This is a genomic window from Mycobacterium kiyosense, from assembly GCA_021654635.1.
Classification (GTDB): domain Bacteria; phylum Actinomycetota; class Actinomycetes; order Mycobacteriales; family Mycobacteriaceae; genus Mycobacterium; species Mycobacterium kiyosense.
Map to the genome: position 1 here is coordinate 5,143,385 of AP025179.1, position 24,027 is coordinate 5,167,411.

General features: G+C 68.6%; 22 protein-coding genes and 2 pseudogenes. 9 read left to right on the top strand and 15 right to left on the bottom strand.

Annotation, left to right across the window (positions count from 1 at the left end):
* Positions 1-7: 7 nt before the first annotated feature.
* From L6444_RS24120 to mca, 3 genes and pseudogenes are all read right to left on the bottom strand, one after another.
* Positions 8-2,009: pseudogene (locus L6444_RS24120) on the bottom strand (thioredoxin domain-containing protein).
* Positions 1,996-2,295, bottom strand: a complete 300-nt coding sequence (locus tag L6444_RS24125; RefSeq protein ID WP_236977682.1) for a hypothetical protein — start codon at positions 2,293-2,295, stop codon at positions 1,996-1,998. The pseudogene L6444_RS24120 and the gene L6444_RS24125 overlap by 14 nt, the downstream one beginning before the upstream one ends.
* Positions 2,292-3,161 (bottom strand): mycothiol conjugate amidase Mca, encoded by an 870-nt coding sequence (gene mca / locus L6444_RS24130; RefSeq protein WP_236977683.1) that lies wholly within the window; start codon positions 3,159-3,161, stop codon positions 2,292-2,294. Before mca ends, L6444_RS24125 begins: the two co-directional genes overlap by 4 nt.
* Positions 3,162-3,269: 108 nt before the next feature.
* Between mca and L6444_RS24135 the strand changes: the two genes are divergently transcribed.
* Together L6444_RS24135 and greA are read left to right on the top strand one after the other, a co-directional pair.
* Positions 3,270-3,716: a DUF4307 domain-containing protein gene (locus L6444_RS24135; RefSeq protein WP_236977684.1), complete on the top strand. Its 447-nt coding sequence runs from the start codon at positions 3,270-3,272 to the stop codon at positions 3,714-3,716.
* A gap of 238 nt (positions 3,717-3,954) precedes the next feature.
* Positions 3,955-4,449 (top strand): transcription elongation factor GreA, encoded by a 495-nt coding sequence (greA, locus tag L6444_RS24140; RefSeq protein ID WP_180915039.1) that lies wholly within the window; start codon positions 3,955-3,957, stop codon positions 4,447-4,449.
* 74 nt (positions 4,450-4,523) lie between these two features.
* On the opposite strand, the gene L6444_RS24145 is transcribed toward greA, so the two are convergent.
* The 4 genes from L6444_RS24145 to L6444_RS24160 form a co-directional block, all read right to left on the bottom strand.
* Complete coding sequence (locus tag L6444_RS24145; protein WP_236977685.1) at positions 4,524-5,687, bottom strand: cystathionine gamma-synthase; 1,164 nt, start codon at positions 5,685-5,687, stop codon at positions 4,524-4,526.
* 37 nt (positions 5,688-5,724) lie between these two features.
* Complete coding sequence (locus tag L6444_RS24150) at positions 5,725-6,471, bottom strand: RDD family protein (protein WP_236977686.1); 747 nt, start codon at positions 6,469-6,471, stop codon at positions 5,725-5,727.
* Between the two features lie 76 nt (positions 6,472-6,547).
* On the bottom strand, positions 6,548-7,942 hold the full coding sequence (locus L6444_RS24155) for a cystathionine beta-synthase (RefSeq protein ID WP_236977687.1): 1,395 nt from the start codon (positions 7,940-7,942) through the stop codon (positions 6,548-6,550).
* 47 nt (positions 7,943-7,989) lie between these two features.
* Positions 7,990-9,057, bottom strand: coding sequence for an alpha/beta hydrolase (locus L6444_RS24160; protein WP_236977689.1), 1,068 nt, complete (start codon positions 9,055-9,057; stop codon positions 7,990-7,992).
* Positions 9,058-9,280: 223 nt separating this feature from the next.
* Between L6444_RS24160 and L6444_RS24165 the strand changes: the two genes are divergently transcribed.
* Both L6444_RS24165 and L6444_RS24170 read left to right on the top strand, forming a co-directional pair.
* A complete protein-coding gene (locus L6444_RS24165) occupies positions 9,281-10,249 on the top strand; it encodes an SGNH/GDSL hydrolase family protein (protein WP_236984388.1) in 969 nt (322 codons plus the stop codon).
* 87 nt (positions 10,250-10,336) lie between these two features.
* The gene (locus tag L6444_RS24170) at positions 10,337-11,551 is read left to right on the top strand and encodes an acetyl-CoA C-acetyltransferase (RefSeq protein ID WP_236977691.1); all 1,215 of its coding nucleotides are present in this window, start codon (positions 10,337-10,339) and stop codon (positions 11,549-11,551) included.
* Positions 11,552-11,608: 57 nt separating this feature from the next.
* On the opposite strand, the pseudogene L6444_RS24175 reads toward L6444_RS24170, so the two are convergent.
* Positions 11,609-12,443 (bottom strand): annotated as a pseudogene (locus L6444_RS24175) (Bax inhibitor-1/YccA family protein).
* Between the two features lie 301 nt (positions 12,444-12,744).
* On the opposite strand from L6444_RS24175, the gene L6444_RS24180 reads away from it, so the two are divergent.
* The 3 genes from L6444_RS24180 to L6444_RS24190 are packed head-to-tail and all read left to right on the top strand — an operon-like array spanning position 12,745 to position 16,321.
* Positions 12,745-13,782 carry an enoyl-CoA hydratase/isomerase family protein gene (locus L6444_RS24180; protein ID WP_236984390.1) on the top strand — a complete coding sequence of 346 codons (1,038 nt, stop codon included), beginning with the start codon at positions 12,745-12,747 and terminating at the stop codon, positions 13,780-13,782.
* An 11-nt stretch (positions 13,783-13,793) separates the two neighbouring features.
* Positions 13,794-14,567, top strand: a complete 774-nt coding sequence (locus L6444_RS24185) for an enoyl-CoA hydratase (RefSeq protein WP_236977694.1) — start codon at positions 13,794-13,796, stop codon at positions 14,565-14,567.
* The gene (locus L6444_RS24190; protein WP_236977696.1) at positions 14,564-16,321 is read left to right on the top strand and encodes an alpha/beta hydrolase; all 1,758 of its coding nucleotides are present in this window, start codon (positions 14,564-14,566) and stop codon (positions 16,319-16,321) included. The genes L6444_RS24185 and L6444_RS24190 overlap by 4 nt, the downstream gene beginning before the upstream one ends.
* Here the strand turns inward: L6444_RS24190 and L6444_RS24195 are convergent.
* Together L6444_RS24195 and L6444_RS24200 are read right to left on the bottom strand one after the other, a co-directional pair.
* Positions 16,318-16,698 (bottom strand): rhodanese-like domain-containing protein, encoded by a 381-nt coding sequence (locus tag L6444_RS24195; RefSeq protein ID WP_236977697.1) that lies wholly within the window; start codon positions 16,696-16,698, stop codon positions 16,318-16,320. The two genes, L6444_RS24190 and L6444_RS24195, sit on opposite strands and share 4 nt — an antisense overlap.
* Positions 16,695-17,216 carry a cysteine dioxygenase gene (locus L6444_RS24200; RefSeq protein ID WP_236984392.1) on the bottom strand — a complete coding sequence of 174 codons (522 nt, stop codon included), beginning with the start codon at positions 17,214-17,216 and terminating at the stop codon, positions 16,695-16,697. The genes L6444_RS24195 and L6444_RS24200 overlap by 4 nt, the downstream gene beginning before the upstream one ends.
* 208 nt (positions 17,217-17,424) lie before the next feature.
* Between L6444_RS24200 and L6444_RS24205 the strand changes: the two genes are divergently transcribed.
* Entirely contained in the window at positions 17,425-17,874 is a 450-nt protein-coding gene (locus L6444_RS24205) for a lipoprotein LpqV (RefSeq protein WP_370653003.1), read from the top strand.
* A gap of 94 nt (positions 17,875-17,968) precedes the next feature.
* Positions 17,969-19,027: a patatin family protein gene (locus tag L6444_RS24210; protein ID WP_236977699.1), complete on the top strand. Its 1,059-nt coding sequence runs from the start codon at positions 17,969-17,971 to the stop codon at positions 19,025-19,027.
* 1 nt (position 19,028) lies between these two features.
* Here L6444_RS24210 and L6444_RS24215 read toward each other — a convergent pair whose 3' ends face one another.
* From L6444_RS24215 to L6444_RS24235, 5 genes are read right to left on the bottom strand one after another with little or no spacing between them, the layout of a single operon-like run.
* Positions 19,029-19,895, bottom strand: coding sequence for a patatin-like phospholipase family protein (locus L6444_RS24215; protein ID WP_236977700.1), 867 nt, complete (start codon positions 19,893-19,895; stop codon positions 19,029-19,031).
* On the bottom strand, positions 19,896-20,789 hold the full coding sequence (locus L6444_RS24220; RefSeq protein ID WP_236977701.1) for a class II glutamine amidotransferase: 894 nt from the start codon (positions 20,787-20,789) through the stop codon (positions 19,896-19,898).
* A 3-nt stretch (positions 20,790-20,792) separates the two neighbouring features.
* Positions 20,793-21,266 (bottom strand): SRPBCC family protein, encoded by a 474-nt coding sequence (locus L6444_RS24225; RefSeq protein WP_236977702.1) that lies wholly within the window; start codon positions 21,264-21,266, stop codon positions 20,793-20,795.
* A gap of 2 nt (positions 21,267-21,268) precedes the next feature.
* A complete protein-coding gene (locus tag L6444_RS24230) occupies positions 21,269-22,336 on the bottom strand; it encodes an NAD(P)H-dependent amine dehydrogenase family protein (RefSeq protein WP_236977703.1) in 1,068 nt (355 codons plus the stop codon).
* 21 nt (positions 22,337-22,357) lie between these two features.
* Positions 22,358-23,989, bottom strand: a complete 1,632-nt coding sequence (locus tag L6444_RS24235; protein WP_236977705.1) for a long-chain fatty acid--CoA ligase — start codon at positions 23,987-23,989, stop codon at positions 22,358-22,360.
* Between the last annotated feature and the right edge of the window lie 38 nt (positions 23,990-24,027).

The following is a 24,027-nucleotide window of genomic DNA, read 5'->3' on the forward strand; positions in this document are numbered from 1 at the left end:
CACGCTACTACCCAGGTACAGCCAACGCCGTAGCGAGTGCCTGCGCACTGGTCACCGGCAAGTCGCAGACCCGGCCCCGGCAGACGTACGCGGCGTCGGCTCCGGCCACGCGGTCGCGTCCGGCCAGCAACGGCGACGAGTCCACCGCGCCACCGACCACGACGGCCCCGCCCGGCGCCAGCCGGCGGGCGTCGGCCAGCAGCGGCGACGCGTCCCCGGCGCAGGCGACCGCGATCTGCAACGGCCCGCGCACCGCGGCTTCGGCGACCGCCAGCCAGTGCCCCGCCGACCGCGGGGCGCGGGCCAGCAGCACCGAATGCGCGCCCAGCGTCTCACCGGCCAGCCGCAGATACCATTCGGCGCGCTCGTCGATCAGGTGAGCGCCCATCAGCAGCGCCTCGGCGAGCGCCGACGCGCCCGACGGAGTGGCACCATCCAGCGGGTCGGCTGGTCGCAGCACCAGCTGCTCGGCGTCGTCGGCGGTGTCGAACCAACGGCCCTGCGGGCCGCCGAAATGCTCGACGGCCGTGTCGAGCAGGCCGGTGGCCGCGTCCAGCCAACGCGCATCGGAATCCAGCTGGTACAGCGTCAGCAGGCCGGTGGCCAGCATCGCGTAATCCTCCAGGATCGCCGCGCTGTCCCCGACCGTCCCGCCCAGGCTGGCGCGGCGCAGCCGCCCGGCCACCAGGTGCAGGTCCAGCAGCGCGGCCGCGCATCGCCGTGCGGCGCGCACCAGCGCCGGCTGCCCCAGCGCCACGCCCGCTTCGGCGAGCGCGGTGATGGCCAGCCCGTTCCAGGAGGTCACCACCTTGTCGTCGCGGCCGGGCTGTACGCGGCGCGCCCGGGCTGCCAACAGCTCGGCACGAACCCGCTCCAGCCGGTGCAAATCCTCGGGGTCGTGCCGCAACTGCAGCACCGATGCCCCGTGTTCGAACGTCCCGGACGCGGTGACGTCGAAAACCTGCGCCGCCCACAAGCCGTCGTCGGCCCCGAGCACCTCGGTCAGCTGCGCGGGCGTCCAGACGTAGCTCGAGCCCTCGACGCCGCCGGCGTCGGCGTCCAGCGACGAGACGAACATGTCGCCGGCGGCGAGGTCGGTGAGCAGGAACTGAGCCGTCTGCGCGGCCACCCGGTGCGCGAGCGGGTCAGCGGTCCGGCGGGCCCAGTGCGCGTAGCACCGCAGCAGCAGCGCGTTGTCGTAAAGCATCTTTTCGAAGTGCGGGACCACCCAGGCGGCGTCCACGCTGTAGCGGGCGAACCCGCCGGCCAGTTGGTCGTAGATGCCGCCGCGGGCCATTGCGCTGCCGGTGCGCTGCACCGCCATCAGCACCTCCGGCGACCCGGTGCGCTCGTAGTGCCGCAACAGCGCCTCCAGCAGCGCCGACGGGGGGAAACTTGGGTGCGCCACCGAAGCCGCCGTGGGCGGTGTCCTGGTCTTGCAGCACCGCGGCGACGGCCTGGTCGCACAGCTCGGGGACTAGCTCCGGGCCGCCGCCGGGCAGCCCCGAGCTCATCGCCCGCAACTCGCCGGCGATGTGTTCCGAGGCCTGCTCCACCTCGTCGCGGCGTTCCCGCCACGTTTCGGTGATGGCCGAAAGTAGTTGCAGGAAGCCTTCTTTCGGGTAGTAGGTGCCGCAGAAGAAGGGGCGGCCGTCGGGGGCGAGGAAACAGGTCATCGGCCAGCCGCCCTGACCGGTGAGCGCGACAGTGGCGTTCATGTAGACCGCGTCGATGTCGGGACGTTCCTCGCGGTCCACCTTGATGCAGACGAATCCTGCGTTCATGACGGCCGCCACGCCGGGGTCCTCGAACGACTCGTGCGCCATCACGTGACACCAGTGGCAGGCGGCGTAGCCGATGGACAACAGGATCGGCACGTCGCGCGCCGCCGCCTCGGCCAGCGCCTGCGGCGTCCACTGCTGCCAGTGCACCGGGTTGTCGGCGTGCTGTCGCAGATAGGGGCTGGTGGCCTGGGCGAGGGTGTTGGTGCCCGACTCAGCCGGGGTCATGAGCGGATCCCGACGGTCGCGCGGAGCCGTCGCCCTCAGGCGGGCCGGGCCCATCCGCGTCGACTGCGTCGGTGCCCTCGTCGGCGGCCTGGTCGGGCTCGGGGTGCTGCGGGTCGAAGGACGGCGGAACCTTTCTGAGCTGACGGTTCATCGACCGCACTAGGAACACGGTGGCGACCACCAGCAGCACGACGATCAGCAACCCCAGCGGGCTGGCCTTGCCGAAGTCGGGACCGTTGTTGCGAGTTCCCCCGGCAGCAATCACGGTGAGCAGAAGATGGTTCACCAGTCCTCGATCCCCGCGAAAAGATCCGTCTCCGGTAGGACCGCCGGGACCCGCGAGCGCGCCAACTCGAACTCCTCGGTCGGCCAGAGCCGCTCCTGCCAGGAGATCGGTGCGGCGAAGAATTCCGCGTTCGGGTCGATCTGGGTCGCGTGGGCCAGCAGCGCGTCGTCGCGCCGGCCGAAGTACGCCGAGCATTCGACGCGGGTGGTCACCCGCTTCTCGAAATGATCGTGCTCGGGCAGCCAGTGCTTGAGCCACTTCGCGAACGGGCCTTCCTGGCCGTGCTTGGCGAACTCGTCCTGCAGCAGTTGCATCCGGGCCCGTAGGAAGCCGTGCACGTAGTACAGCTTGGACACCGCCCACGGCTCGCCGGCGTCGGGGAATCGCCGGTGATCGGCGGCCGCCTCGTAGGCACTGACCGATACCTCGTGGCAGCGGATGTGATCGGGGTGCGGGTAGCCGCCGTTCTCGTCGTAGGTGATCATCACGTGCGGCCGGAAGTCACGGACCACGCGGACCAGCGCTTCGGTGGACTCCTCGAGCGGCACCAGCGCGAAGCAGCCGTCCGGTAGCGGCGGTGGCGGGTCGCCCTTGGGCAGGCCGGAGTCGACGAATCCCAGCCAGGTGTGCTCGACGCCGAGGATCTCGGCGGCCTTGGCCATCTCGTCGCGACGGATCTCGGAGATGTGTCCGTGCACGTCGGGCAGGTCCATCGCCGGGTTGAGGATCTCCCCGCGCTCGCCGCCGGTCAGCGTGACCACCAGCACCTGATGTCCCTCGTCGGCGTATCGGGCCAGGGTGGCGGCACCCTTGCTGGATTCGTCGTCGGGGTGGGCGTGCACCGCCATCAACCGCAGCTTGCTCACGTGCTCCCTCGTGTCGTGTTGATTCGAGTCGGTCTCGCCGGCCGCCCACCGGCCCGCTCGGATGCCCATATAATTCCAGTTCTCCTGTACCCCACAAATCCCGAGGGCATGACTGAAGGCTTGACTGACGGTTCCGATTCGCGTCCCGCGGCGCGTTATGGCCGTCCTCGACTGGCACCGAAATCGCGGCGACGGGTGATCGTGGGGCTCACCGCGGCGGTGCTGGCGGCGGGCGTGGTGGTTGCCGTCGTCGGCTACCAGCGCATCGGGACCGCAGACGTCACCGGCACCTTGGCGGGCTATCAGGTGATCGACGACGAGACGGCTTCGGTCATCATCAGCGTGACCCGCAAGGACCCCTCCCGGCCGGTGGACTGCATCGTGCGGGTGCGGTCCCGGGACGGCAGCGAGACGGGCCGGCGAGAGGTGTTGGTGCCGCCCGCCGACCAGACCACCGTGCAGGTGACCACCACGCTGAAATCCAGCAAGCCGCCGCTGATGGCCGACGTATACGGGTGCGGCACAGACGTACCCGCGTATCTGCGGCCGTCATAACCGCAGAAAAATCGCCGAACTGCGGATATGTCGGTCATTCATCGTTAGCACGGTGGTAACGTAGGTGAATGCACGGTCCTGCTTGGGACCGTGTATTGCTGCATTAGAGGCCGTGGGCAGGACGGAGCGGCAGCGCCGGGGGTGGGACCTGAAGACGTCCGACCGGTTGCCGTTACCTGGCCCAGGGCTCACATACTTGCGCAACTGCGCGGAACGACAACACGAGGAGCAGGACCAGATGACGGACACTCAGGTGACCTGGTTGACCCAGGAGTCACATGACCGACTCAAGGCCGAGCTCGATCAGCTGATCGCGAATCGTCCGGTCATCGCAGCCGAGATCAACGACCGGCGCGAGGAGGGGGATCTGCGCGAGAACGGCGGATACCACGCCGCGCGCGAGGAGCAGGGCCAGCAGGAGGCCCGGATCCGCCAGCTGCAGGACCTGCTCAACAACGCCAAGGTCGGCGAGGCGCCCAAGCAGTCCGGCGTCGCGCTGCCCGGTTCGGTGGTGAAGGTCTACTACAACGGCGACAAGTCGGACAGCGAGACGTTCCTGATCGCCACCCGCCAGGAGGGCGTCAACGACGGCAAGCTCGAGGTGTACTCGCCGAACTCACCGTTGGGCGGCGCCCTGATCGACGCGAAGGTCGGCGAGACCCGCAGCTACAAGGTGCCCAGCGGCAGCACGGTGGAAGTGACCCTGGTCAGCGCGGAGCCGTACCACTCCTGACCTTCTCCGCCGAGCGTGAACGGCGCGCGCTTCGCGTCGTCGAATTCACCGTCGGCGAGGAATTAACCCGGGATTCAGGCCAGCGCTTGCTCGAGGTCGGCCAGCAGGTCGGCGATGTCCTCGATCCCGACCGACAACCGCACCAGGTCGTCGGGAACTTCCAGCTGCGACCCGGCCGTCGAGGCGTGCGTCATGGCGGCGGGGTGCTCGATCAGCGACTCCACGCCGCCCAGCGACTCGGCCAGGATGAACACCCCGGTGGCGGCGCACAGCTTCTCGGCGGCTTGCCGTCCGCCCCGCATCCGCACCGAGACCATGCCGCCGAAGCCACGCATCTGGCGCGCGGCGATCTCATGGCCGGGGTGCCCGGGCAAGCCCGGGTACAGCACCGCGCTGACCGACGGCTGCCCGGCCAGGAATTCGGCGACGGCCAACGCGTTCTCGCTGTGCCGCTGCATGCGCAACGGGAGCGTCTTGAGCCCGCGCATCGTCAGGTAGGCGTCGAACGGGCCCGGCACCGCGCCCGCGCCGTTCTGCAGAAACGCGAACGCCTGATCCAGCTCCTCGTCATTGGTGACCAGGGCGCCGCCCACCACGTCCGAGTGCCCGCCGATGTACTTGGTTGTCGAGTGCAACACGATGTCGGCGCCCAAGGTCAGCGGCTGCTGCAGCGCCGGCGAGGCAAAAGTGTTGTCCACCAGAACTTTTGCCGAAGCCTCGGCGCCCAGCGCAGCGATACCCGCGATGTCGGCGATCGACAGCAGCGGGTTGGTCGGCGTTTCCACCCAGATCAGCCGCGTGCGCGCGGTGATCGCCGAACGCACCGCGTCCAGGTCGGACAGCGGCACCGGCGTGTATTCGACACCCCACTGGGTGAAGACCTTGTCGATCAGCCGGAAGGTGCCGCCGTAGGCGTCGTCGGGAATGACCAGATGGTCCCCGGGACGCAGCACCGCCCGCAGCACACAGTCGCTGGCGGCCATCCCGGAGCTGAACGCGCGGCCGAATGCGCCGTCTTCGACGGCTGCCAGTGCGGCCTCCAGCACGGCCCGGGTCGGGTTGCCGGTGCGCGCGTACTCGAAGCCGCCGCGCAGGCCGCCGACGCCGTCCTGGGCGAAGGTGCTGCTGGCATAGATCGGGGCGTTGACGGCTCCGGTGGCCGGGTCCGGTCGGTAACCGGCGTGGATCGCTTTGGTCGCCAACCCGGCGAACCGGGTCACGTCGTGGTCGTCGCTCATCGACCGTCAGCCTAATCGGACGACGGCGCGGGTCAGGTCAGAGCGGCAGGCAGACCGTGGTCATGATCTTGTCGGCCAGGGTCTGGCGCTTTTTGTCCCACAACGGAAACAGGAACCCGATGTAGCAGATGATCGCGTCGACCAGGTGCGCGATCTGGCGCACCAGCGACATGCCGAAGCCCAGGGGTTGGCCGCTGACCTCGCTGACGACCTTGAACTTCATGATCGACTTGCCGATGCTCGATCCGGTGGTGCCCTGTTTGTAGCCGTAGTTCCAGATCACGTAGGCGGCGATCGCCAGATATGCCAGCCAGTTGGCCAGGACGCCGATCATCGATTCCTGGCGCCAGCAGGTCGCGGCGACACCCGGGTACCCGCATTTCTCCTCTTCGGTCACCTTCGAGATCGCAAACGCGACGGCGTACACGATCAACACCGGCGCGTAGTCGATCAGGAACGCCACGGCCCGGGTGGCCCACGGGGTGTAGGACTCCGACGGCAGTTCGCGGATGGCGGGTCCCGGCGGCGGCGGCGCGACCGCACCGGCCGCTGGAGGCGGCGGCGGGTAGCCCCCGGTGGCGGCGGGGGTGGCGGGGGCGGCGAGGACGGCGGAGTCGGGGGTCGAGCCGCCGACCGTCGCTGAGCCACCGACCGGGGGCGGGTCGAAACTCACCTCCCCGCGGGGTGCCGGAGGCGGCGCCGAGGGCGTCAAGAATCCACCCGACGGAGCTTCACCTGCTGATTCGGGCGGCGGGTACGACCCGCCTGGCGGCTGATCGGTCATTGGGCACCCTTCCGGTACGGATTTGCTGAACTAAGCCGGATAGCGTACCCGAGCGGGGAGAGCCAGGTCACAGCCGTCAGCGTCGCCGCGTCCCCTCGGACAGGAATCCCAGCAGGTCATACCGGGTTATCACGCCGACCGGCTTGCCCTCCTCGACGACCATCAGCGCATCCCAGTCGCGCAACGCCTTGCCGGCCGCACTGACCAGTTCGCCGGCGCCGATCAGCCGCAGCGGTGGGCTCATGTGCTGCGATACCGCGTCGGCCAGCTTGGCGCGGCCCTCGAAGACCGCCGAGAGCAGCTCCCGTTCCGAGACACTGCCGGCGACCTCCCCCGCCATCACCGGCGGCTCGGCGCCCACCACCGGCATCTGCGACACCCCGTACTCGCGCAGGATGCCGATGGCGTCCCGCACGGTCTCCGACGGGTGCGTGTGCACCAGGTCGGGCAGCGCTCCGGACTTGCGTCGCAGCACGTCCCCGACGGTGGCCTCGGCGGTGGAGCCGTCCAGCGGGCTGCGCAGGAATCCGTACGACGACATCCACGCGTCGTTGAAGATCTTCGCCATGTAGCCGCGACCGCCGTCCGGCAGCAGGACGACCACCAGCGACTCGGGGCCCGCTTCTTCGGCGACCTTCAGTGCGGCGACGACGGCCATCCCGCACGACCCGCCGACCAGCATGGCTTCCTCGCGGGCCAACCGCCTGGTCATGTCGAAGGAGTCGGAATCGGAGACCGCGATGATCTGGTCGGGGATGGACGGGTCGTAGGCCGCCGGCCAGAAGTCCTCGCCGACGCCTTCGACCAGATAGGGCCGACCGGTGCCGCCGGAGTACACCGACCCTTCGGGGTCCGCGCCGATGACCCGGACCCGACCGTCGGAGACTTCCTTGAGGTAGCGGCCTGCGCCGGTGATGGTGCCGCCGGTGCCGATGCCGGCGACGAAGTGGGTGATCTTGCCGTCGGTGTCGGCCCAGATCTCGGGACCGGTGGTGGCGTAGTGGCTGGCCGGCCCCTCCGGGTTGGAGTACTGGTCGGGTTTCCAGGCGCCCGGAGTCTCCCGGACCAACCGGTCGGACACGCTGTAGTAGCTGGCGGGGTCCTCGGGCGGCACTGCCGTCGGGCACACGACAACTTCGGCGCCGTAGGCGCGCAACACATTTCGTTTGTCCTCCCCGACCTTGTCGGGGCAGACGAACACGCACTTGTCGCCGCGCCGCTGGGCCACCAGGGCCAGTCCGACACCGGTGTTGCCCGAGGTGGGTTCGACGATGGTGCCGCCCGGCTGCAGCGCCCCGCTGGCTTCCGCGGCATCGATCATCCGCTCGGCGATGCGGTCCTTGGAACTGCCGCCGGGGTTGAGGTATTCGACTTTGGCGGCCACGACGCCGGACCCCTCCGGGACCACGGAGTTCAGCTGCACCAGAGGGGTACCGCCGATCAGGTCACTGATGTGCTGCGCGATTCGCATGTGCCTATGGTCTCAGGCGATTTCGCGCCGCGCACTCGGGCTTGGGCTTACCCGGTCGCCTCGCGGATGTACTCCCCGATCTGGCGCAGCGAGCGTTCGGCTTCCGGCAGGATCGGGCCGGCGACCTGGAAGTCGTGCACCTGCCCGGGCCAGACCCGCAGCTCGGCCGGAACCCCGGCCGCCGCCAGTTTGCGGGCCGCCAGCCTCGCGTCGTGCAGCAGCACCTCGGACCCCGACACGTGGATCAGGGTGCGCGGCAGGCCCGGCTCGATGTGATCGAGGGGTTCGTAGATCTCTTCGGGCTGGCCGTCCACGATGTTCTTCGCCGCACACCTAGCAACCAATTCTCCGAGCGCGTCGAAGGCGTTCGACGGGAACATCGCATCCGTTTTGATGTTCGGGTGGGCCTGCTTTTCTTCCTTTGCTAGCTGCAGCAGCGGTGAGATTGCCACCAGCGCGGCGGGCTCCTCACCGGCGCGCTGCAAACGCTGCGCGAGGGACAGCGCGAGGTAGCCGCCGGCGGAGTCGCCGGCCAGCACAATCTGGTCCGGTTCATGCCCGAGCAGGCGTAGCCACTGATAGCCGTCGTGGCAGTCGTCGAGGGCCATCCCGATTGAGTGCTTGGGCATCAGCCGGTAATTGACCACGAGAATCGGCGAGTCAGCAAACTTGGAGAGTGCTTCAACCAGTCGGCCGTGCGAGTTTGCGCCACAGGTCAGGAAGGCGCCGCCGTGCAAGTAGAGGATGACCCGTCTGGTGCCGTCCGCCGGCAGCACGCCGGGCGCGCGAACCAGCTGTGCGGAGGCGTTTGGCAAGTTCACGTCGGCCCGGACGGTATTGGTCGCGGGGAGCAGCACGCGGGCGGCGTGGTCCAGCAGCCCCCACGGCCAAGGGAAATGCGGGACGTTGCTGCCGACAGCCAGAACCGGCCGAATGGTTACGCGCGATGCAAGCGTAGCTAACCGCGCAGCGACGCTGGGACCAGACTCGACAACCTCGACGGGGGCGCCGTCGCTGATCGCGAATCTGCGTGCTTCGAGTCTACGAGCCTTCAACGCGTCGCGCGGGCGAATGGCGACTCTAGGTGCGCCAGAAACCTTGTTGGGTGCGGTCATGCTCAACACTTCCTACGCCGTTGTAGTCCGATACAGCATGTGACGAGGAGGCGGAGCGCTTGGTTCAGCCAACCTCGCAGACTTAGCTTGACAGTCGTTTACCCGTTCAACATCCAATGAATCAGTTTCGATACCACATGTGTTCCACACCGTAACCGGTTTGTTCGTCAGCTACTCACGAAATCAGCACAACCGTCCTAAAATGACTGCCGTGAGCATGCGCGTGCCACGACGGTCGACGATCGCCTGGGCCACCGCGGGTGCACTTGCCTCGACGGGCTCGGCCTATCTGGGTGCACGCAACCTGCTGGTGGGTCAGGCGATGCATGTGCGCACCGTGATCCCGAAGTCCTGGGATGCGCCGCCCCGGGCCGACGGTGTCTACAGCGCCGGCGGCGGACCCGTCCAACGCTGGGAGCGCGGGCTGCCCGTCGACCTGCACCTGATGGTGTTCGGCGACTCCACGGCGGCCGGGTATGGGTGTCTGACCGCTGAGGAAGTGCCGGGTGTGCTCATCGCTCGCCAGCTCGCCGAGCAGACCGGCCTCCGGATCCGGCTCAGCACCAAGGCGATCGTCGGGGCCACGTCCAAGGGCGTCCGCGGTCAGGTCGACGCGATGTTCGTGGCCGGGCCACCGCCGGATGCGGCGGTGATCATCCTGGGCGCCAACGACGTCACCGCGCTCAACGGCGTGGGGCCGTCGGCCCAGCGGCTGGGATTGTCGGTGCGCAAGCTGCGCGACCGCGGCGCGGCCGTGGTGGTGGGTACCTGCCCGGACTTCGGCCTCATCACGCCGATCCCGCAGCCGCTGCGGTCGCTGGCACGGACCCGCGGGTTGCAGCTGGCGCGGGCTCAGGCGGCGGCGGTCACGGCGGCCGGCGGGGTGCCGGTGCCGCTGGCCCATCTGCTGGCTCCCAAGTTCCGGGAGATGCCCGAGCTGATGTTCTCCGCGGACCAGTACCACCCGTCGGCGGCGGGATACGCGGTGGCGGCCGAGCAGCTGTTCGTGGCGCTGCGGGAGGCGCTGAGCGACAGGCTCGGTCCGCCTCCGGCGTCGGATCCGGTGCCGGTGGCACCCGTGACGGTGCCGGGCGAGATCGTCGTCGCACGACGAACCCGGGTGTCACGGTTGTGGACGCGGGGACTGGTTGCCGGGCCGCCGGACGAGGGCGCGGCTGTCGCCGCCCCCTGACCCAGGCCGTCCTTCGGACGCGCGTCGTCGCCCGGATAGGCTCGGCGCTGCCAGGCTCGAATGGCCACAGCCCACCGGAGGAATCTCATGCCCGAAGCCGTCATCGTCTCAACTGCCCGCTCTCCGATCGGCCGCGCCATGAAGGGCTCCCTGGTCAGCATGCGGCCCGACGACCTGGCGACCCAGATGGTGCGTGCGGCGCTGGACAAGGTGCCGGCGCTCAACCCGCACCAGATCGACGACCTGATGCTGGGTTGCGGTCAGCCGGGCGGCGAGTCCGGCTTCAACATGGCCCGGGTGGTCGCGGTCGAACTCGGTTACGACTTCCTGCCCGGCACCACGGTCAACCGTTACTGCTCGTCGTCGCTGCAGACCACGCGCATGGCGTTCCACGCAATCAAGGCCGGCGAGGGCAACGCCTTCATCTCCGCCGGCGTGGAGACGGTGTCCCGGTTCGCCAAAGGCAGCGCCGACTCGTGGCCCGACACCAAGAACCCGCTGTTCGACGAGGGGCAACAACGCAGCGCCGCCGCGGCCGCCGGCGCCGACGAGTGGCACGACCCCCGCGCCGACGGGAACCTGCCGGACGTCTACATCGCGATGGGTCAGACGGCTGAGAACGTCGCCGTGCTGACCGGTATCAGCCGCGAGGACCAAGACCACTGGGGTGTGCGCAGCCAGAACCGCGCCGAGGAGGCGATCAAGAGCGGCTTCTTCGCCCGCGAGATCGTCCCGGTCACGCTGCCGGACGGCAGCACCGTCAGTACCGACGACGGGCCGCGGGCCGGAACCACCTACGAGAAGATCAGCGAGCTCAAGCCCGTCTTCCGGCCCAACGGCACCATCACCGCGGGCAATGCCTGCCCGCTCAACGACGGCGCCGCGGCGGTGATCATCACCAGCGACACCAAGGCCAAGGAACTCGGCCTGACGCCGCTGGCGCGCATCGTGTCCACCGGAGTCAGCGGGCTGTCCCCGGAGATCATCGGTCTGGGGCCGATCGAGGCGACCAAGCAAGCGCTGCAGCGGGCCGGCATGTCGGTCAATGACATCGACCTGTTCGAGATCAACGAGGCGTTCGCGGTGCAGGTCCTGGGCTCGGCGCGCGAGCTGGGGATCGACGAGGACAAGCTGAACGTCTCCGGTGGAGCGATCGCCCTGGGGCACCCGTTCGGCATGACGGGCGCGCGCATCACCACCACGTTGCTGAACAACCTGCAGACGCACGACAAGACGTTCGGCGTGGAGACCATGTGCGTCGGCGGTGGTCAGGGCATGGCGATGGTGATCGAGCGGCTGTAGAGAAAGCCGGCACGCCGCGAGGCGTGCCGGCTTTGCCCGTTCAGGGACTAGCCGCCGCTAGTCGTTCTGTAGATAGCTGAGCAGACGCAGGATCTCGATGTACAGCCACACCAGGGTCACGGTCAGGCCGAGGGCGATGCCCCATGCGGCCTTCTCCGGCGCCCCGGCGCGGATCATCTGGTCAGCGGCGTCGAAGTCGATCAGGAAGCTGAAGGCCGCGATACCGATGCAGACCAGCGAGAAGATGATCCCGACGGGCCCGGCGCTGCGCAGGCCCAGGCCCTCACCGCCGCCGACGTGGAACATCGACAGCACCAGGTTGCCCAGCATCAGCACGACCACGCCGATCAACGCCGCGAACAGCATCCGGGTGAACTTCGGAGTGACGCGGATGGCCCCGGTCTTGTAGACCACGAGCATGCCGAAGAACACGCCGAGGGTGCCCAGGATCGCCTCGCCGATCAGCACCCCCGCGTTGGCGGAGCCCACCGAGAAGTGCGCCAGCACGAACGAGATGGCGCCGAGGAACAACCCCTCGAGCGCCGCGTAGGTGAGCACGATCGCCGGGTTGTCCTGCTTGCGCCCGAAGGTCGCGATCATGACCAGCGCGAAGCCACCGAATGCGCCGATCATGGCCAGCGGCATCGCCAGGCCCACGTTGGTCGCGGTCAAGAAGTAGGACACGACCGCCGTCGCCGACAGCAGGGCCAGCGTCAGGCCGGTCTTGGTGACGACGTCATCGATGGTGACCGGCCGCGAAACTTGTGCCGGCTGCTGGTGTAGGGGCGTAAGGGTCGGGCTGGTAGCCCGGCGTTACGCCCGGGCCGAATTGCGCGTACCCGCCCTGCTGCTTGGGCAGCGAACGGAATACCGGGTTGCTTGTCTCCCGCACCGTCGGATCCTCTCTCAAAAGTGCTGTTGGCTTCGAGCGTGCGAACAACTACCCAACGAGTGGTGGTCCGCTCGAGTTCCCAGCGGAGCTGCTGTTTTCTCGGTCGTCCGGGACCTGCGTCCGCGGTCCGGATGATGGTCCGGATAAGCCTAAACCTTAGCCCCGCGGGCATCGCCGAGCGAGTAACGATCTAGATTGCTGGTCAAACTCTATGGCGGCGGCCGAGTCGCAGCTGAGTCGTGGCGAAGCGGCCGGGTCTGACAAGGATTCCGACGAGGGGAGACGTGGCGTGACTGGGGCCGTGACTGGGGAATCCGACGAGGTCCTGACCCGCGTCGACGGCGGGGTCGGCTTTGTCACCCTCAACCGTCCCAAGGCGATCAACTCGCTGAACCAGACGATGGTGGAGTTGCTCAGCACGGTGCTGACCCGCTGGGAGCGCGACGACGCGGTACGCGCGGTGGTGCTCACCGGCGCCGGCGAACGTGGGCTGTGCGCCGGCGGCGACGTGGTGGCGATCTATCACAGCGCCCGCAAGGACGGCGTCGAGGCGCGGAAATTCTGGCGTGACGAGTATCTGCTCAACGGTCAGATCGGCCGGTTCGCCAAGCCCTATGTGGCGGTGATGGACGGCATCGTGATGGGTGGCGGGGTGGGCGTCAGCGCACACGGGAACACCCGGGTGGTCACCGACACCTCCAAGGTTGCGATGCCCGAAGTCGGCATCGGGTTCATCCCGGACGTCGGCGGCGTCTACCTGCTGTCCCGCGCGCCGGGCAAGCTGGGCCTGCACGCCGCGCTGACCGGGGCGCCGTTCGACGGCGCCGACGCCATCGCCCTGGGCTTCGCCGACCACTACGTGCCGCACGGCCAACTCGACGCGTTCACCTCGGCGATCGCCACCGACGGCGTCGAGGGCGCGCTGGCCGGCTACGCCATCGAGCCGCCGCCGAGTAAGCTTGCCGCACAACGTGAATGGGTCGACGAGTGCTATTCTAAGGACACCGTCGCAGACATCGTCGCCGCCCTGCGCGACCACGACGCGGGACCGGCCCACGACGCCGCCGACCTGATCGCCACCCGCTCCCCCATCGCGCTGTCGGTCACCTTCGAGGCGGTGCGCCGCGCAGCTGAGCTGCAGACGCTGGAAGACGTTCTGGTGCAGGATTATCGGGTGTCGTCAGCGTCGTTGCGATCACACGATCTGGTGGAGGGCATCCGCGCGCAACTGGTCGACAAAGACCGCAATCCGAAGTGGTCGCCGGCGAGGTTGGACGACGTCACCGTCGCCGACGTCGCCGCGTATTTCGCTCCGGCCGACGACGACCTGACGTTCTAGAAAGGCGAACCATGACTTACGAGACCATCCTGGTCGAGCGCGACGAGCGGGTCGGCACCATCACCCTGAACCGACCCAAGGCCCTGAACGCCCTCAACACCCAGGTGATGAACGAAGTCACCAGCGCGGCAACCGAATTGGACAATGACCCGGGTATCGGCGCAATCATCATCACCGGCTCGGCCAAGGCGTTCGCCGCCGGCGCGGACATCAAGGAGATGGCCGGGCTGTCGTTCGCCGACGCATTCGGCGCCGACTTCTTCGCCACCTGGGGCCGGCTGGCCGCGGTGCGCACCCCGACGATCGCCGCGGTCGCCGGCTACGCCCTGGGCGGCGGCTGCGAGCTGGCGATGATGTGTGACCTGCTGATCGCCGCCGACACCGCGAAGTTCGGCCAGCCGGAGATCAAACTCGGCGTGATCCCGGGCATGGGCGGTTCACAGCGGCTGACCCGCGCGATCGGCAAGGCCAAGGCGATGGACCTGATCCTGACCGGGCGCACCATCGACGCCGCGGAAGCCGAACGCAGCGGCCTGGTTTCGCGCGTGGTCCCCGCCGACGACCTGCTGACCGAGGCCAAGGCGGTCGCCACCACCATCTCCCAGATGTCGCTGCCGGCCGCCCAAATGGCCAAGGAAGCTGTCAACCGTGCGTTCGAATCCACGCTGGCCGAGGGGCTGCTGTACGAACGCCGGCTGTTCCACTCGACATTCGCCACCGACGACCAGACTGAAGGCATGACCGCCTTCGTCGAGAAACGACCGCCGGACTTCACCCACCGATGAGCGATTCCGCGACCACCACCGCGGCCGAGAAGCCGGCCGGGGACGAGCCCGCTGAGGGCCCGGATCCCGCTGCGGCACAACCGATTCAGGGTCATTGGTGGGTTCGCAACTACACCTACACCGGCACCATGGTGGGCCTGATCTTCGTCTGGCTGTCGCTGACTCCCTCGCTGCTGCCCCGCGGACCGCTGTTTCAGGGCGCGGTCAGCGGGTGTTCGGGCGCCATCGGTTACGGGCTGGGGGTGTTCACCGTCTGGCTGGTCCGCTACATGCGCTCGCAGACCACCAGCCCCCCGGCGCCGGCCTGGGCGTGGGCGCCGCTGATCGCCGTCGGGGCGATCGGGATCGTGGTGATGGCGATCCGGTTCCACGTCTGGCAGGACCGGGTGCGCGACATCATGGGCGTGGAACACCTGAAGTGGTACGACTATCCGCTGACCGGGGTGTTGTCGGTGATCGTGCTGTTCACCCTGGTCGAGGTCGGCAAGTTGATCCGCTGGCTGGTGATTCTCCTGGTGGCGCAAGTGGATCGGGTTGCGCCGTTCCGGCTTTCGGCGACCATCGTGGTGGTGGGGCTGGTGGTGTTGTCGATCACCCTGGTCAACGGTGTGGTGCTCAAGTTCGCCATGCGTTCCATGAACGACACGTTCGCCTCGGTCAACAACGAGATGGATCCTGACTTCGCACCGCCGAATACGAAGCTGCGTTCGGGGGGACCGGAGTCGGCGGTGACGTGGCAGTCGTTGGGCCACCAGGGCCGGATCTTCGTCGGCGGTGGCCCTTCGGTGCGGCAGCTCACCGCCTTCAGCGACACGCCGGCCATCGAGCCGATCCGCGCCTATGCTGGCCTGGATTCGGCGAAGGGCATCGAGGCGACCGCGGAGATGGCCGCCCGCGAACTGGCCCGCACCGGCGGGCTGCAACGTGCGGTGGTCGCGGTGGCCACCACCACCGGCACCGGCTGGATCAACGAGGCGGAAGCCTCGGCGCTGGAGTACATGTACAACGGCAACACCGCGATCGTCAGCATGCAGTATTCGTTTCTGCCCAGCTGGCTGTCGTTCCTGGTGGACCGGGAACGCGCGCGTCAGGCCGGGCAGGCGTTGTTCGAGGCGGTCGACAAGCTGGTCCGGCAGATGCCGGAGGGCAGCCGTCCCAAGCTGGTGGTGTTCGGGGAGAGCCTGGGATCGTTCGGCGGCGAGGCACCGTTCATGAGCCTCAACAACATCCTGGCCCGCACCGACGGCGCGTTGTTCAGCGGTCCGACGTTCAACAACACCATCTGGACCCAGCTGACCGCGACGCGGGATCGTGGCTCGCCGGAGTGGTTGCCGATCTTCGATGACGGGCACCATGTCCGGTTCGTGGCGCGGCCCGAGGATCTGAACCGTCCGTCACCCGAGTGGGGCCGGCCGCGGGTGGTGTATCTGCAGCACGCCTCCGACCCGATCGCGTGGTGGCGGCCCGACCTGGCGTTCAGCCAGCCGGACTGGTTACGCGAGAAGCGCGGCTACGACGTGCTTCCCGAGATGCGCTGGATTCCGCTGGTGACGTTCCTGCAGGTCTCCGCCGACATGGCGGTCGCGGTCGACGTGCCCGACGGGCACGGTCACCGCTACGTGGCCAACGCCGCCGACAGCTGGGCGGCGGTGCTCTCGCCGCCGGGCTGGACGCCGGAGAAGACCAAGAAGCTGCGGCCGCTGCTGCACGCCGAGTCGATGCCGCTGGGCACCGGCGAGGGCTCGGACGGCTAGCTCAGCGAGGCGAGCACCCCGGCGGCGGCCAGCGCCTGATAGCCGCCGATCACGTCGGTGGCGCGGTGCAGTCCCAGGTCCAGCAGTGCGGCGGCGGCCAGGCTGGAGGTGTAGCCCTGCGAGCAGAGGATCACCCATTCGACGTCGTCGCCGGCGGCTTCGGGCAGCCGGGCGTCGCTGGTGGGGTCGCAGCGCCATTCCAGGACGTTGCGTTCGATCGGCAGCGCCCCGGGGATCTCGCCCTCGCGGGCGCGTTGGGCCTGCGGACGGATGTCGACCAGCACCGCTCCCCGCGCCACCGCCTCGGGCACCTGTTCGGCGGGCAGCCGCCGGTACCGGCTGCGGGCCGCCTCCAGCACGTCGTCGATGCGGCTCATCCGGGCCCTTCGGGTTGGTCGGTCAGTTCGGTGCGCTGCCGCCGCAGCGAGTTGCGCTCGGTGACTTCGTAGTACGACATCGCGGTCAGCGGCGGCGAGTACGCGTGCACGCTCAGCGTGGGCTCCAACGTGCGAGCAGCCAAGCCGGTCACCGGCGTCGGGCCGGGGATGGGCCTGGGCGCCCACACCACGTCGTGCACCCAGCCCAGCGGAAACCCGGCCTGATCGCCGGCGTCGAGCCGACGGCGACGCAGTTTCCTTCCGTCCCAGCGGAATTCGTTGAGCGAGCCGGAGAGCACCGTCAACGCGCCCAGTGAACCGCCGTGGTCGTGCAGTTCGGTGGCGTGTCCGGGAACCCAGCTGATCAGCCAGATATCGAGTTCCTCGTCGCCGTGGATGCGGGTGAACCAGCGTTCGGTCTGCGGGACGCCGCCCGGGGGCAGCAGGTGGTCGCAGCGTCCGCTGAGCACGTCGTCGGCGGCCTGATCGGTGGCGTGCAGCAGGTCGGGCACCCGCAGCCGGGTGGGCCCGGGATAGGGGCGGTCAGCGCGGCGGACAGGGTCGGGTAGGGCCGGGACAGCGGTTTGGCGAGTGGCTTGGCAAGTGGCATGGCCATGGGAGAACTCCGGGTTGGGAACGTTTGGAGGCAGGCGGTGTCAGGGCCGACAACACTCGCAAAATCCGAACCGGGCCATCACGGGAGGAAGTTTTGCATAGATTGAGACGGTGCGTCGGTGCCGTCGTCTCCCGCTGCGGTGGTCAGTGCTGTGGAAAACGACTGTTGCGATCGTGGTTAGCGGGTGCGCGTTGACGGGCTGCTCGGCCGGCGGCGACGGCGGCAAGGCACCCTCGTCGTCGGTGTCGACGACGACGGCGACGAGTTCGCTGCCGCCCGGTGCCATCGGGGTCTCCCCCGCCGGTGTGACGACGCGGGTCGACGCTCCGGCGGAGTCGACCGAGGAAGAGTATTTCCAGGCCTGCCATGCCGCCCGGGTGTGGATGGACGGTCAGGGCGCCGCCGGCGACGCCGCGATCGAGCCGTATCTGGCGATGGTTCAGGGGTCCGCATCGGGCGTTGCCGGCAGCTGGAACAAGCGGTGGGCGGATTTGGGTCCGGCGCGGCAGGCGGGAGTGATCGTCGCGGCGCAGGCGGCGGCCCGGGGCGAGTGCGGCTAGCCGGCCCGGCAGCGGCTTCGGCGAATTGCGATCAGGGGTAGGCGAACTGCCGGCCGGGTCGGCGGAGCGGCCTGGCGCCAAGCAGAATGGCGGGATGGCCGAACCGACTGCCGTGCACCCGCGCCGGTCCCGCGTCGCGCTGGCCCTGGGCAGCGGCGGCGCCCGCGGGTACGCGCACATCGGCGTGATCCAGGTGCTGCAGGAACGCGGCTACCAGGTGGTCGGGATCGCCGGCTCGTCGATGGGCGCGCTGGTGGGCGGAGTCAGCGCGGCCGGCCATCTCGACGAGCTCGCCGAGTGGGCCCAGTCCCTGACTCAGCGCACCATTCTGCGGCTGCTGGATCCGTCGTTGACCGCGGCGGGCGTGCTGCGGGCCGAGAAGATCCTGGACGCGGTGCGCGACATTCTCGGGCCGGTCGACATCGAGGAGCTGTCCATACCGTTTACCGCGGTGGCCACCGATCTGCTGACCGGCAAGTCGGTGTGGTTTCAGCGCGGACCCATCGACGAGGCGATTCGCGCGTCCATCGCGATACCCGGGGTGATCGCTCCGCATGAGATCGACGGGCGTCTGTTGGCCGACGGCGGCATCCTGGATCCGCTGCCGATGGCGCCGATCGCCGCCACCAACGCCGACCTGACCATTGCGGTGAGCCTCAACGGCAGCGAACCGGGCGCCACGCGGGACGCCGAACCGGGTATGACGGCCGAGTGGCTGAACCGCATGGTGCGCAGTACCACAGCGCTTTTCGACATCAGCTCGGCCAAGGCCCTGCTGGATCGGCCGACGGCGCGCGCGGTGCTGAGCCGGTTCGGCGCGACCACACCGGAGCTCGAGGAATCCGAATCCGACCCGGAAAACGTTGCTGGACAACACCACAACGACGACGACGTCGAGGTGCCGGAGATTCCCAAGCTCGGCGGTTTCGACGTGATGAACAGAACTATCGACATCGCGCAATCGGCGCTGGCCCGCCACACCCTGGCCGCCTACCCGCCCGACCTGCTCATCGAGGTGCCGCGCACCACCTGCCGCAGCCTGGAGTTCCACCGCGCTGCCGAGGTGATCGGGACCGGCCGCGACCTCGCCACCCGCGCGCTGGATGCGTTCGAGGACACCGGCCAGACCCGCCAGCCGGCGATCGAAGGCTGAATCAGACACCCAGAAACGTTGCGACGGAACGAGCTTCGCGACGGCCCTGGGCGCGACCGGCCGTCGCCGACCCGATCCGGCAGCGTGGGTCCAGCGGGTTGGCCCCGAATGCCGCCAGCGACTGCTCGTCGGCGAACACGGTGATCGTCTCGCCCGGGAACGCCGCGATCTCGGCGGCCGGCCCGGCGCCGAACGGCGACGGGGTGTCCGCACCCGCGGGCACCAGCACCACCGCGACGTCGCAGTCGTCGACGACGCCGATGTTGACGGAGCTGTTGACCCCGCCGTCCATGTAGCGCCGGCCGGCGATGGTCACCGGTGGCCAGGCGCCGGGCACCGCGCAACTGGCGGCTACCGCGTCGACCAGGTCGACTCCCCAGTCGCGGTCGAACACCACCAATTCGCCGGTGGCAGTGTCGATTGCGGTGATCCTCAGGTCCCGCTCCGGCCACTGGTGCGACGGCAGACGCGCGGCGATGATCTGGCGCCGCACCGACTCGGGCACGGTTTCGGTGGCCAGCGCCACCGACCCGATGCGCTGCAGCCGTCCCCGCGTGCGGTCAAATCCGTCGGTGCGGGGCTCGCGCAGGGCATCCAGGAAGAGCTCGGTGATGGTCTCGATGTCGACGCCGGGATCGATCTCGGCGGAGGTCTCGGCGATCTGCCGGCCGAACAGCGCCTCCAGTGGGCTGCCGCTGCCGATCTGCGCGGAAACCGCCGAGCCCGCCGAGGTGCCGAGCAGCACGTCGGAGTCCAGCAACAGCCGCGCCGCCTCCGGCGATTCGTCGGCGATACCTTGCAGAACCCCGGTCTCCCAGGCGATTCCGGCGACTCCGCCACCGGCCAGGACAAGTGCGCGCCGGGTCATCTACGTTTCTCCGCGGGGCGCGGGGTGCCGCGTGCCCGGCAGCGCATGCTGGGCGCGAAACACCGGCTGAGCCAGATCATCTCGGCGTAGCAGCTGGCGGGGCGGGTCGGGCAGCACCAGGGTGCGCGTGACGTGCAGATCGGTGTCGACGTGTACCAACTCCCCCGCCTCGAGCAGACACCAGCGCGGGTCGTCGTCCATCGGCTCGGTGGCGAACAGCACCGACGACCTTTCGGCCAATGTGTCGCTCTGCGCATGAATCCGCACCGTGGACATGTCGAAATCGGGGTCGCCGTCCACGTGCCGATCCAGCATGAACAGCTGATGCGTGTCCGGGTAGCGCAGCGCCCACATCTGAGTTCCCATGCACAGCAATATATTGACGGCGTAGATCGGCACGTTGGCGGCAAGCCAGCCGACGGCGTCGGCGATACCGGTCGACACCTCACCGTGGGCACGGATGCTTGCGGTGATGAGTGCGAACACCCGCTCGGAATCGGTCTGACCCAAAACCAGGTCGTACGTGCCTAATTCGCGTAGTCGTTCGTCGAGGACGTCGAGACCTTCGATCATCCCGTTGTGCGCGAAGATCCGGCCGTCCTGCAGGAACGGGTGGGTGTTGAGCACATCTCTGGAGCCGGTCGTGGAATACCGGACATGGGCGATGAAGGTGGTTCCGGTCAGTCGGTGCGCCTCGGTGGCGAAGTCGTGGTCACGCCAGGCCGCGATCGGCTCTTTGAACAGTTGGGCGCGGCCGTGCTCGTCGAAGACGCCGATGCCGCTGCCGTCCGGGTTCTGCCGGCTCTGCCGGGCCAGGCTGTCCGGCGCGTCCAGCAGCCAAAAAGTTGCTGTCACAACCTCTGTCCCGGCATGCAGGCCGAATAGCCGACACACGTTTCAATCCACCAGCTGGGCGGACAGTTTTTCCAGCACCACGCGGGCGTAGCCCTTCCACATCTTGGCGAACACCGGCGTCACTGCCGCCGCCGCAGGTGATTTGGGGTGCAGCGTCCACTGCCAGCTCACCCGGGTGCCGGTGCCGGCGGGGGTGAACGACCAGAGGCCGTCGACCGAGGTGACCAGGGCTGCCAGCGGGCCGCTGAGTCCGGACAGTGTGTACCCGAACGAGTTTGGCGGTTCAACGCTGGTCAGCGTCTCGCGTGCGCGGCCGCCGCCGACCATCAGCAGCACGCGAGTCTGGCCGACGGCATCCCAGGCGCCGGTTTGCTCGCGCACCTCTTTGATCGGCGGGATCACGCCGTACCACTGCGAGAAGATCCGCGGCAGCGGTATCGGCATCGTTGCGGTGAATGCATCCTCGACCGAGACCGGGATGGCCCGCGACTGTTCCACTACGACAGGTCGTGGCATGCCTATCCTTCTTTTCGCGAAAGTTGCGGCGCCGCACGGCCGGTGATCAGCGGCAGGTCGAAGAAGCTCTGGATGCCGGCCGGGGCCGCGCACGTCGCGGGTACGGCGTTGACGCAGTGCGCCGCGGTCGCGACGATGCCGGGATTGCTGATCAGTCCGGCTGCCACGCTTTCCGGCTGCCAGCCCTTGACGGTGACGAAGGTGTCCGGGTTGCCCCGCACCTCGATCTCGTAGCGTTCCCCGGCCGGCCCGAAAGACCAAGGCGGATCCAGGTTTTCCTCGCCCATCAGCCAGTTCACCGTGATCTGGACGACGGGCGTGTCACCGACCAGGGCCTCCCAGTGGAATCGGCGGCCGGCGACCTGGCCGGGCTCGATCACCCCGATCGGGGAATCGATCGGGGCGCTGGCCACGGCCACTTCCTGGGAAGGGCGGATCTCGGGTTCGGCGGCGAAGCCGAGTTTGTCGACGATCAGCCGAACCGATTGGAAGAAGCCGCCGTTGAGCAGCTTCTGCATGGGGCCGGTCAGCGCACTGTCCGGGGTGCCGCCGAAACCCATCACGTAGCGCAGCACGTCCGGCGCCCCGTAGGTGCGCAGGTCGGAGAACTCTTCGGCGCGAACGAATGTCACGCCCGTCGACATCACCGACAGCAGCAGCGGGAACAGCTCGGTGGCCGCGCCGGGGCCGATGCCGGCGCCGTGCAGCGTGGCGTTGCCGGCCTGCGCGGCGACTTCGAGTGGGGCGGCCTCTTTTTCGGTCGGGTAGTACCAGCCGAGCGGGGTGATCACGTTCTTGCCGGAGCGCAGCAGCGCGGCGACCTCGTCGACGCTGGGCAGCAGCGGCGCGTAGATCACCGCGTCGGCGTCGAGCGTGAGGATGTCGTCGATGTTGTTGGTGGCGGTCACGCCCAGCGGTGCGGTGCAGATGATGTCGCCGACGTCCTTGCCGCTCTTGGCTTCCGAATGTACCCAGCACCCGGCGAGTTCAAGTTCGGGGTGTTCGAGCACCCCCTTGATGGCGGCTACGCCGACCCCTCCGGTGGCCCACTGCACGACCTTGAGGCTCATGGTTACCTTTCTACCGCGAGCCTAGTCGTGCGCTTCGGCGACGTCGTATTCACCGTCGGCGTACCGCGCCCGGATCGTCTTCTTGTCGTATTTGCCGACGCTGGTGCGCGGGATCTCGTCGACGAACGCCCACCGTTCCGGCAGCCACCATCGAACGACCTTGTCGGCCAGAAACTTTCGCAGGCCATGCGCGTCGACCTCGGTCCCTTCGCGGGCGACGACGACGGCCAACGGCCGTTCTTGCCAGCGCTCGTCGGGAACCGCGACCACGGCGGCCTCCTTGACGTCGGGGTGCGCGATCAGGCAGTTCTCCAGCTCGACGGAGGAGATCCATTCGCCGCCGGATTTGATCACGTCCTTGGCGCGGTCGGTCAGGGTGATGAAGCCCCGCTCGTCGATGCGACCGACGTCGCCGGTGCGTAGCCACCCGGAGTCGAACTTGGACTCGTCCTGCCCCAGGTAGTACGAGCCGGTGATCCACGGCCCGCGGACCTCCAATTCACCAACTGCCACACCGTCTTTGGGCAGTACCGCGCCGTCGTCGTCGACGATGCGGGCTTCCACCCCGAACACCGGCTGGCCCTGCGTGACCCGGTAAGCCCAGTGCTGGTCGTCCGGGCTTCCCGGCGGCGGCCACGCCATGGACGCCAGCGGCGACGTCTCGGTCATGCCCCACAACTGCCGGATCTGGACGTTGTGCTTGTCCTCGAAGGTGCGCATCAACGACTCCGGAACCGCCGAACCACCGCAGGCGACCATGCGCAGCGAGGACATGTCGTGGCCGGGGTCTTTCTCGAGGTGGTGCATGACGTCGTTCCAGATGGTCGGTACCGCGCCGGCCAGGGTGGGTCGCAGCTTCTCCACCATGTCGATCAGCGAGGGCGCGTCGAGGTGGCGGTCGGGCAGCACCAGGTCGGCGCCGGCGGCCAGCGCGGCGTACGGCAGCCCCCACGCGTTGGCGTGGAACATCGGGACGATCGGCAGCACGCGGTCGCTGGACCCGACGCCGATGCCGTTGGTGCTGCACGCCGCCATGGTGTGCAGGAAGCTCGAACGGTGGCTGTAGACAACGCCTTTGGGGTGGCCGGTGGTGCCGCTGGTGTAGCACATGGCGGCAGCGGATTTCTCGTCGATGTCCGGCCACTCGAATTCGGTCGACTCGCCGTCGAGCACGTCGGCGTAGCGGACCACCGTCTTGCCGGATTCCGCCAATGCCGCGGTGTCGCCGTCACCGACCGCGATGACGGTGTGCACGGTGTCGAATTCGCCGAGTACCGGCGCCAGCAGCCGGGCCAGCGACAGGTCGACCAGCACCACCTGATCTTCGGCCTCGTTGGCCACGTAGACGAGTTGTTCGGCGAACAGCCGGATGTTCAGCGTGTGCAGCACCGCGCCCATCGAGGGCACCGCGAGGTAGGTGGTGAGGTGTTCGGTGTTGTTCCACATGAACGTGGCGACCCGCTGGTCGCCGGTGATGCCGAGGCGGCGCAACGCGTTGGCCAGCCGCGCGGCCTGTTGGCCCACTTCGCGATACGTGGTGCTGCGGTAGCCGTCCTCGGTTGCGGTGACGACCTCCCGCAGGCCGTGTACGCCGCAGCCGTGCCGCATGATCGCGGTGATGGTCAGCGGGAAGTCCTGCATTGTGCTGTACATCGACGTACCGCCTCCCGCGTCTCGGCGCACCCTACGTG

What these genes read in the sequence shown, in the direction of transcription:
- L6444_RS24135 (WP_236977684.1), top strand. Translation starts at nt 3,270, where the DNA reads ATGACTGAAGGCTTGACTGACGGTTCCGATTCGCGTCCCGCGGCGCGT.
- greA (WP_180915039.1), top strand. Translation starts at nt 3,955, where the DNA reads ATGACGGACACTCAGGTGACCTGGTTGACCCAGGAGTCACATGACCGA.
- L6444_RS24145 (WP_236977685.1), bottom strand. Translation starts at nt 5,687, where the DNA reads ATGAGCGACGACCACGACGTGACCCGGTTCGCCGGGTTGGCGACCAAA.
- L6444_RS24150 (WP_236977686.1), bottom strand. Translation starts at nt 6,471, where the DNA reads ATGACCGATCAGCCGCCAGGCGGGTCGTACCCGCCGCCCGAATCAGCA.
- L6444_RS24155 (WP_236977687.1), bottom strand. Translation starts at nt 7,942, where the DNA reads ATGCGAATCGCGCAGCACATCAGTGACCTGATCGGCGGTACCCCTCTG.
- L6444_RS24160 (WP_236977689.1), bottom strand. Translation starts at nt 9,057, where the DNA reads ATGACCGCACCCAACAAGGTTTCTGGCGCACCTAGAGTCGCCATTCGC.
- L6444_RS24170 (WP_236977691.1), top strand. Translation starts at nt 10,337, where the DNA reads ATGCCCGAAGCCGTCATCGTCTCAACTGCCCGCTCTCCGATCGGCCGC.
- L6444_RS24185 (WP_236977694.1), top strand. Translation starts at nt 13,794, where the DNA reads ATGACTTACGAGACCATCCTGGTCGAGCGCGACGAGCGGGTCGGCACC.
- L6444_RS24190 (WP_236977696.1), top strand. Translation starts at nt 14,564, where the DNA reads ATGAGCGATTCCGCGACCACCACCGCGGCCGAGAAGCCGGCCGGGGAC.
- L6444_RS24195 (WP_236977697.1), bottom strand. Translation starts at nt 16,698, where the DNA reads ATGAGCCGCATCGACGACGTGCTGGAGGCGGCCCGCAGCCGGTACCGG.
- L6444_RS24210 (WP_236977699.1), top strand. Translation starts at nt 17,969, where the DNA reads ATGGCCGAACCGACTGCCGTGCACCCGCGCCGGTCCCGCGTCGCGCTG.
- L6444_RS24215 (WP_236977700.1), bottom strand. Translation starts at nt 19,895, where the DNA reads ATGACCCGGCGCGCACTTGTCCTGGCCGGTGGCGGAGTCGCCGGAATC.
- L6444_RS24225 (WP_236977702.1), bottom strand. Translation starts at nt 21,266, where the DNA reads ATGCCACGACCTGTCGTAGTGGAACAGTCGCGGGCCATCCCGGTCTCG.
- L6444_RS24230 (WP_236977703.1), bottom strand. Translation starts at nt 22,336, where the DNA reads ATGAGCCTCAAGGTCGTGCAGTGGGCCACCGGAGGGGTCGGCGTAGCC.
- L6444_RS24235 (WP_236977705.1), bottom strand. Translation starts at nt 23,989, where the DNA reads ATGTACAGCACAATGCAGGACTTCCCGCTGACCATCACCGCGATCATG.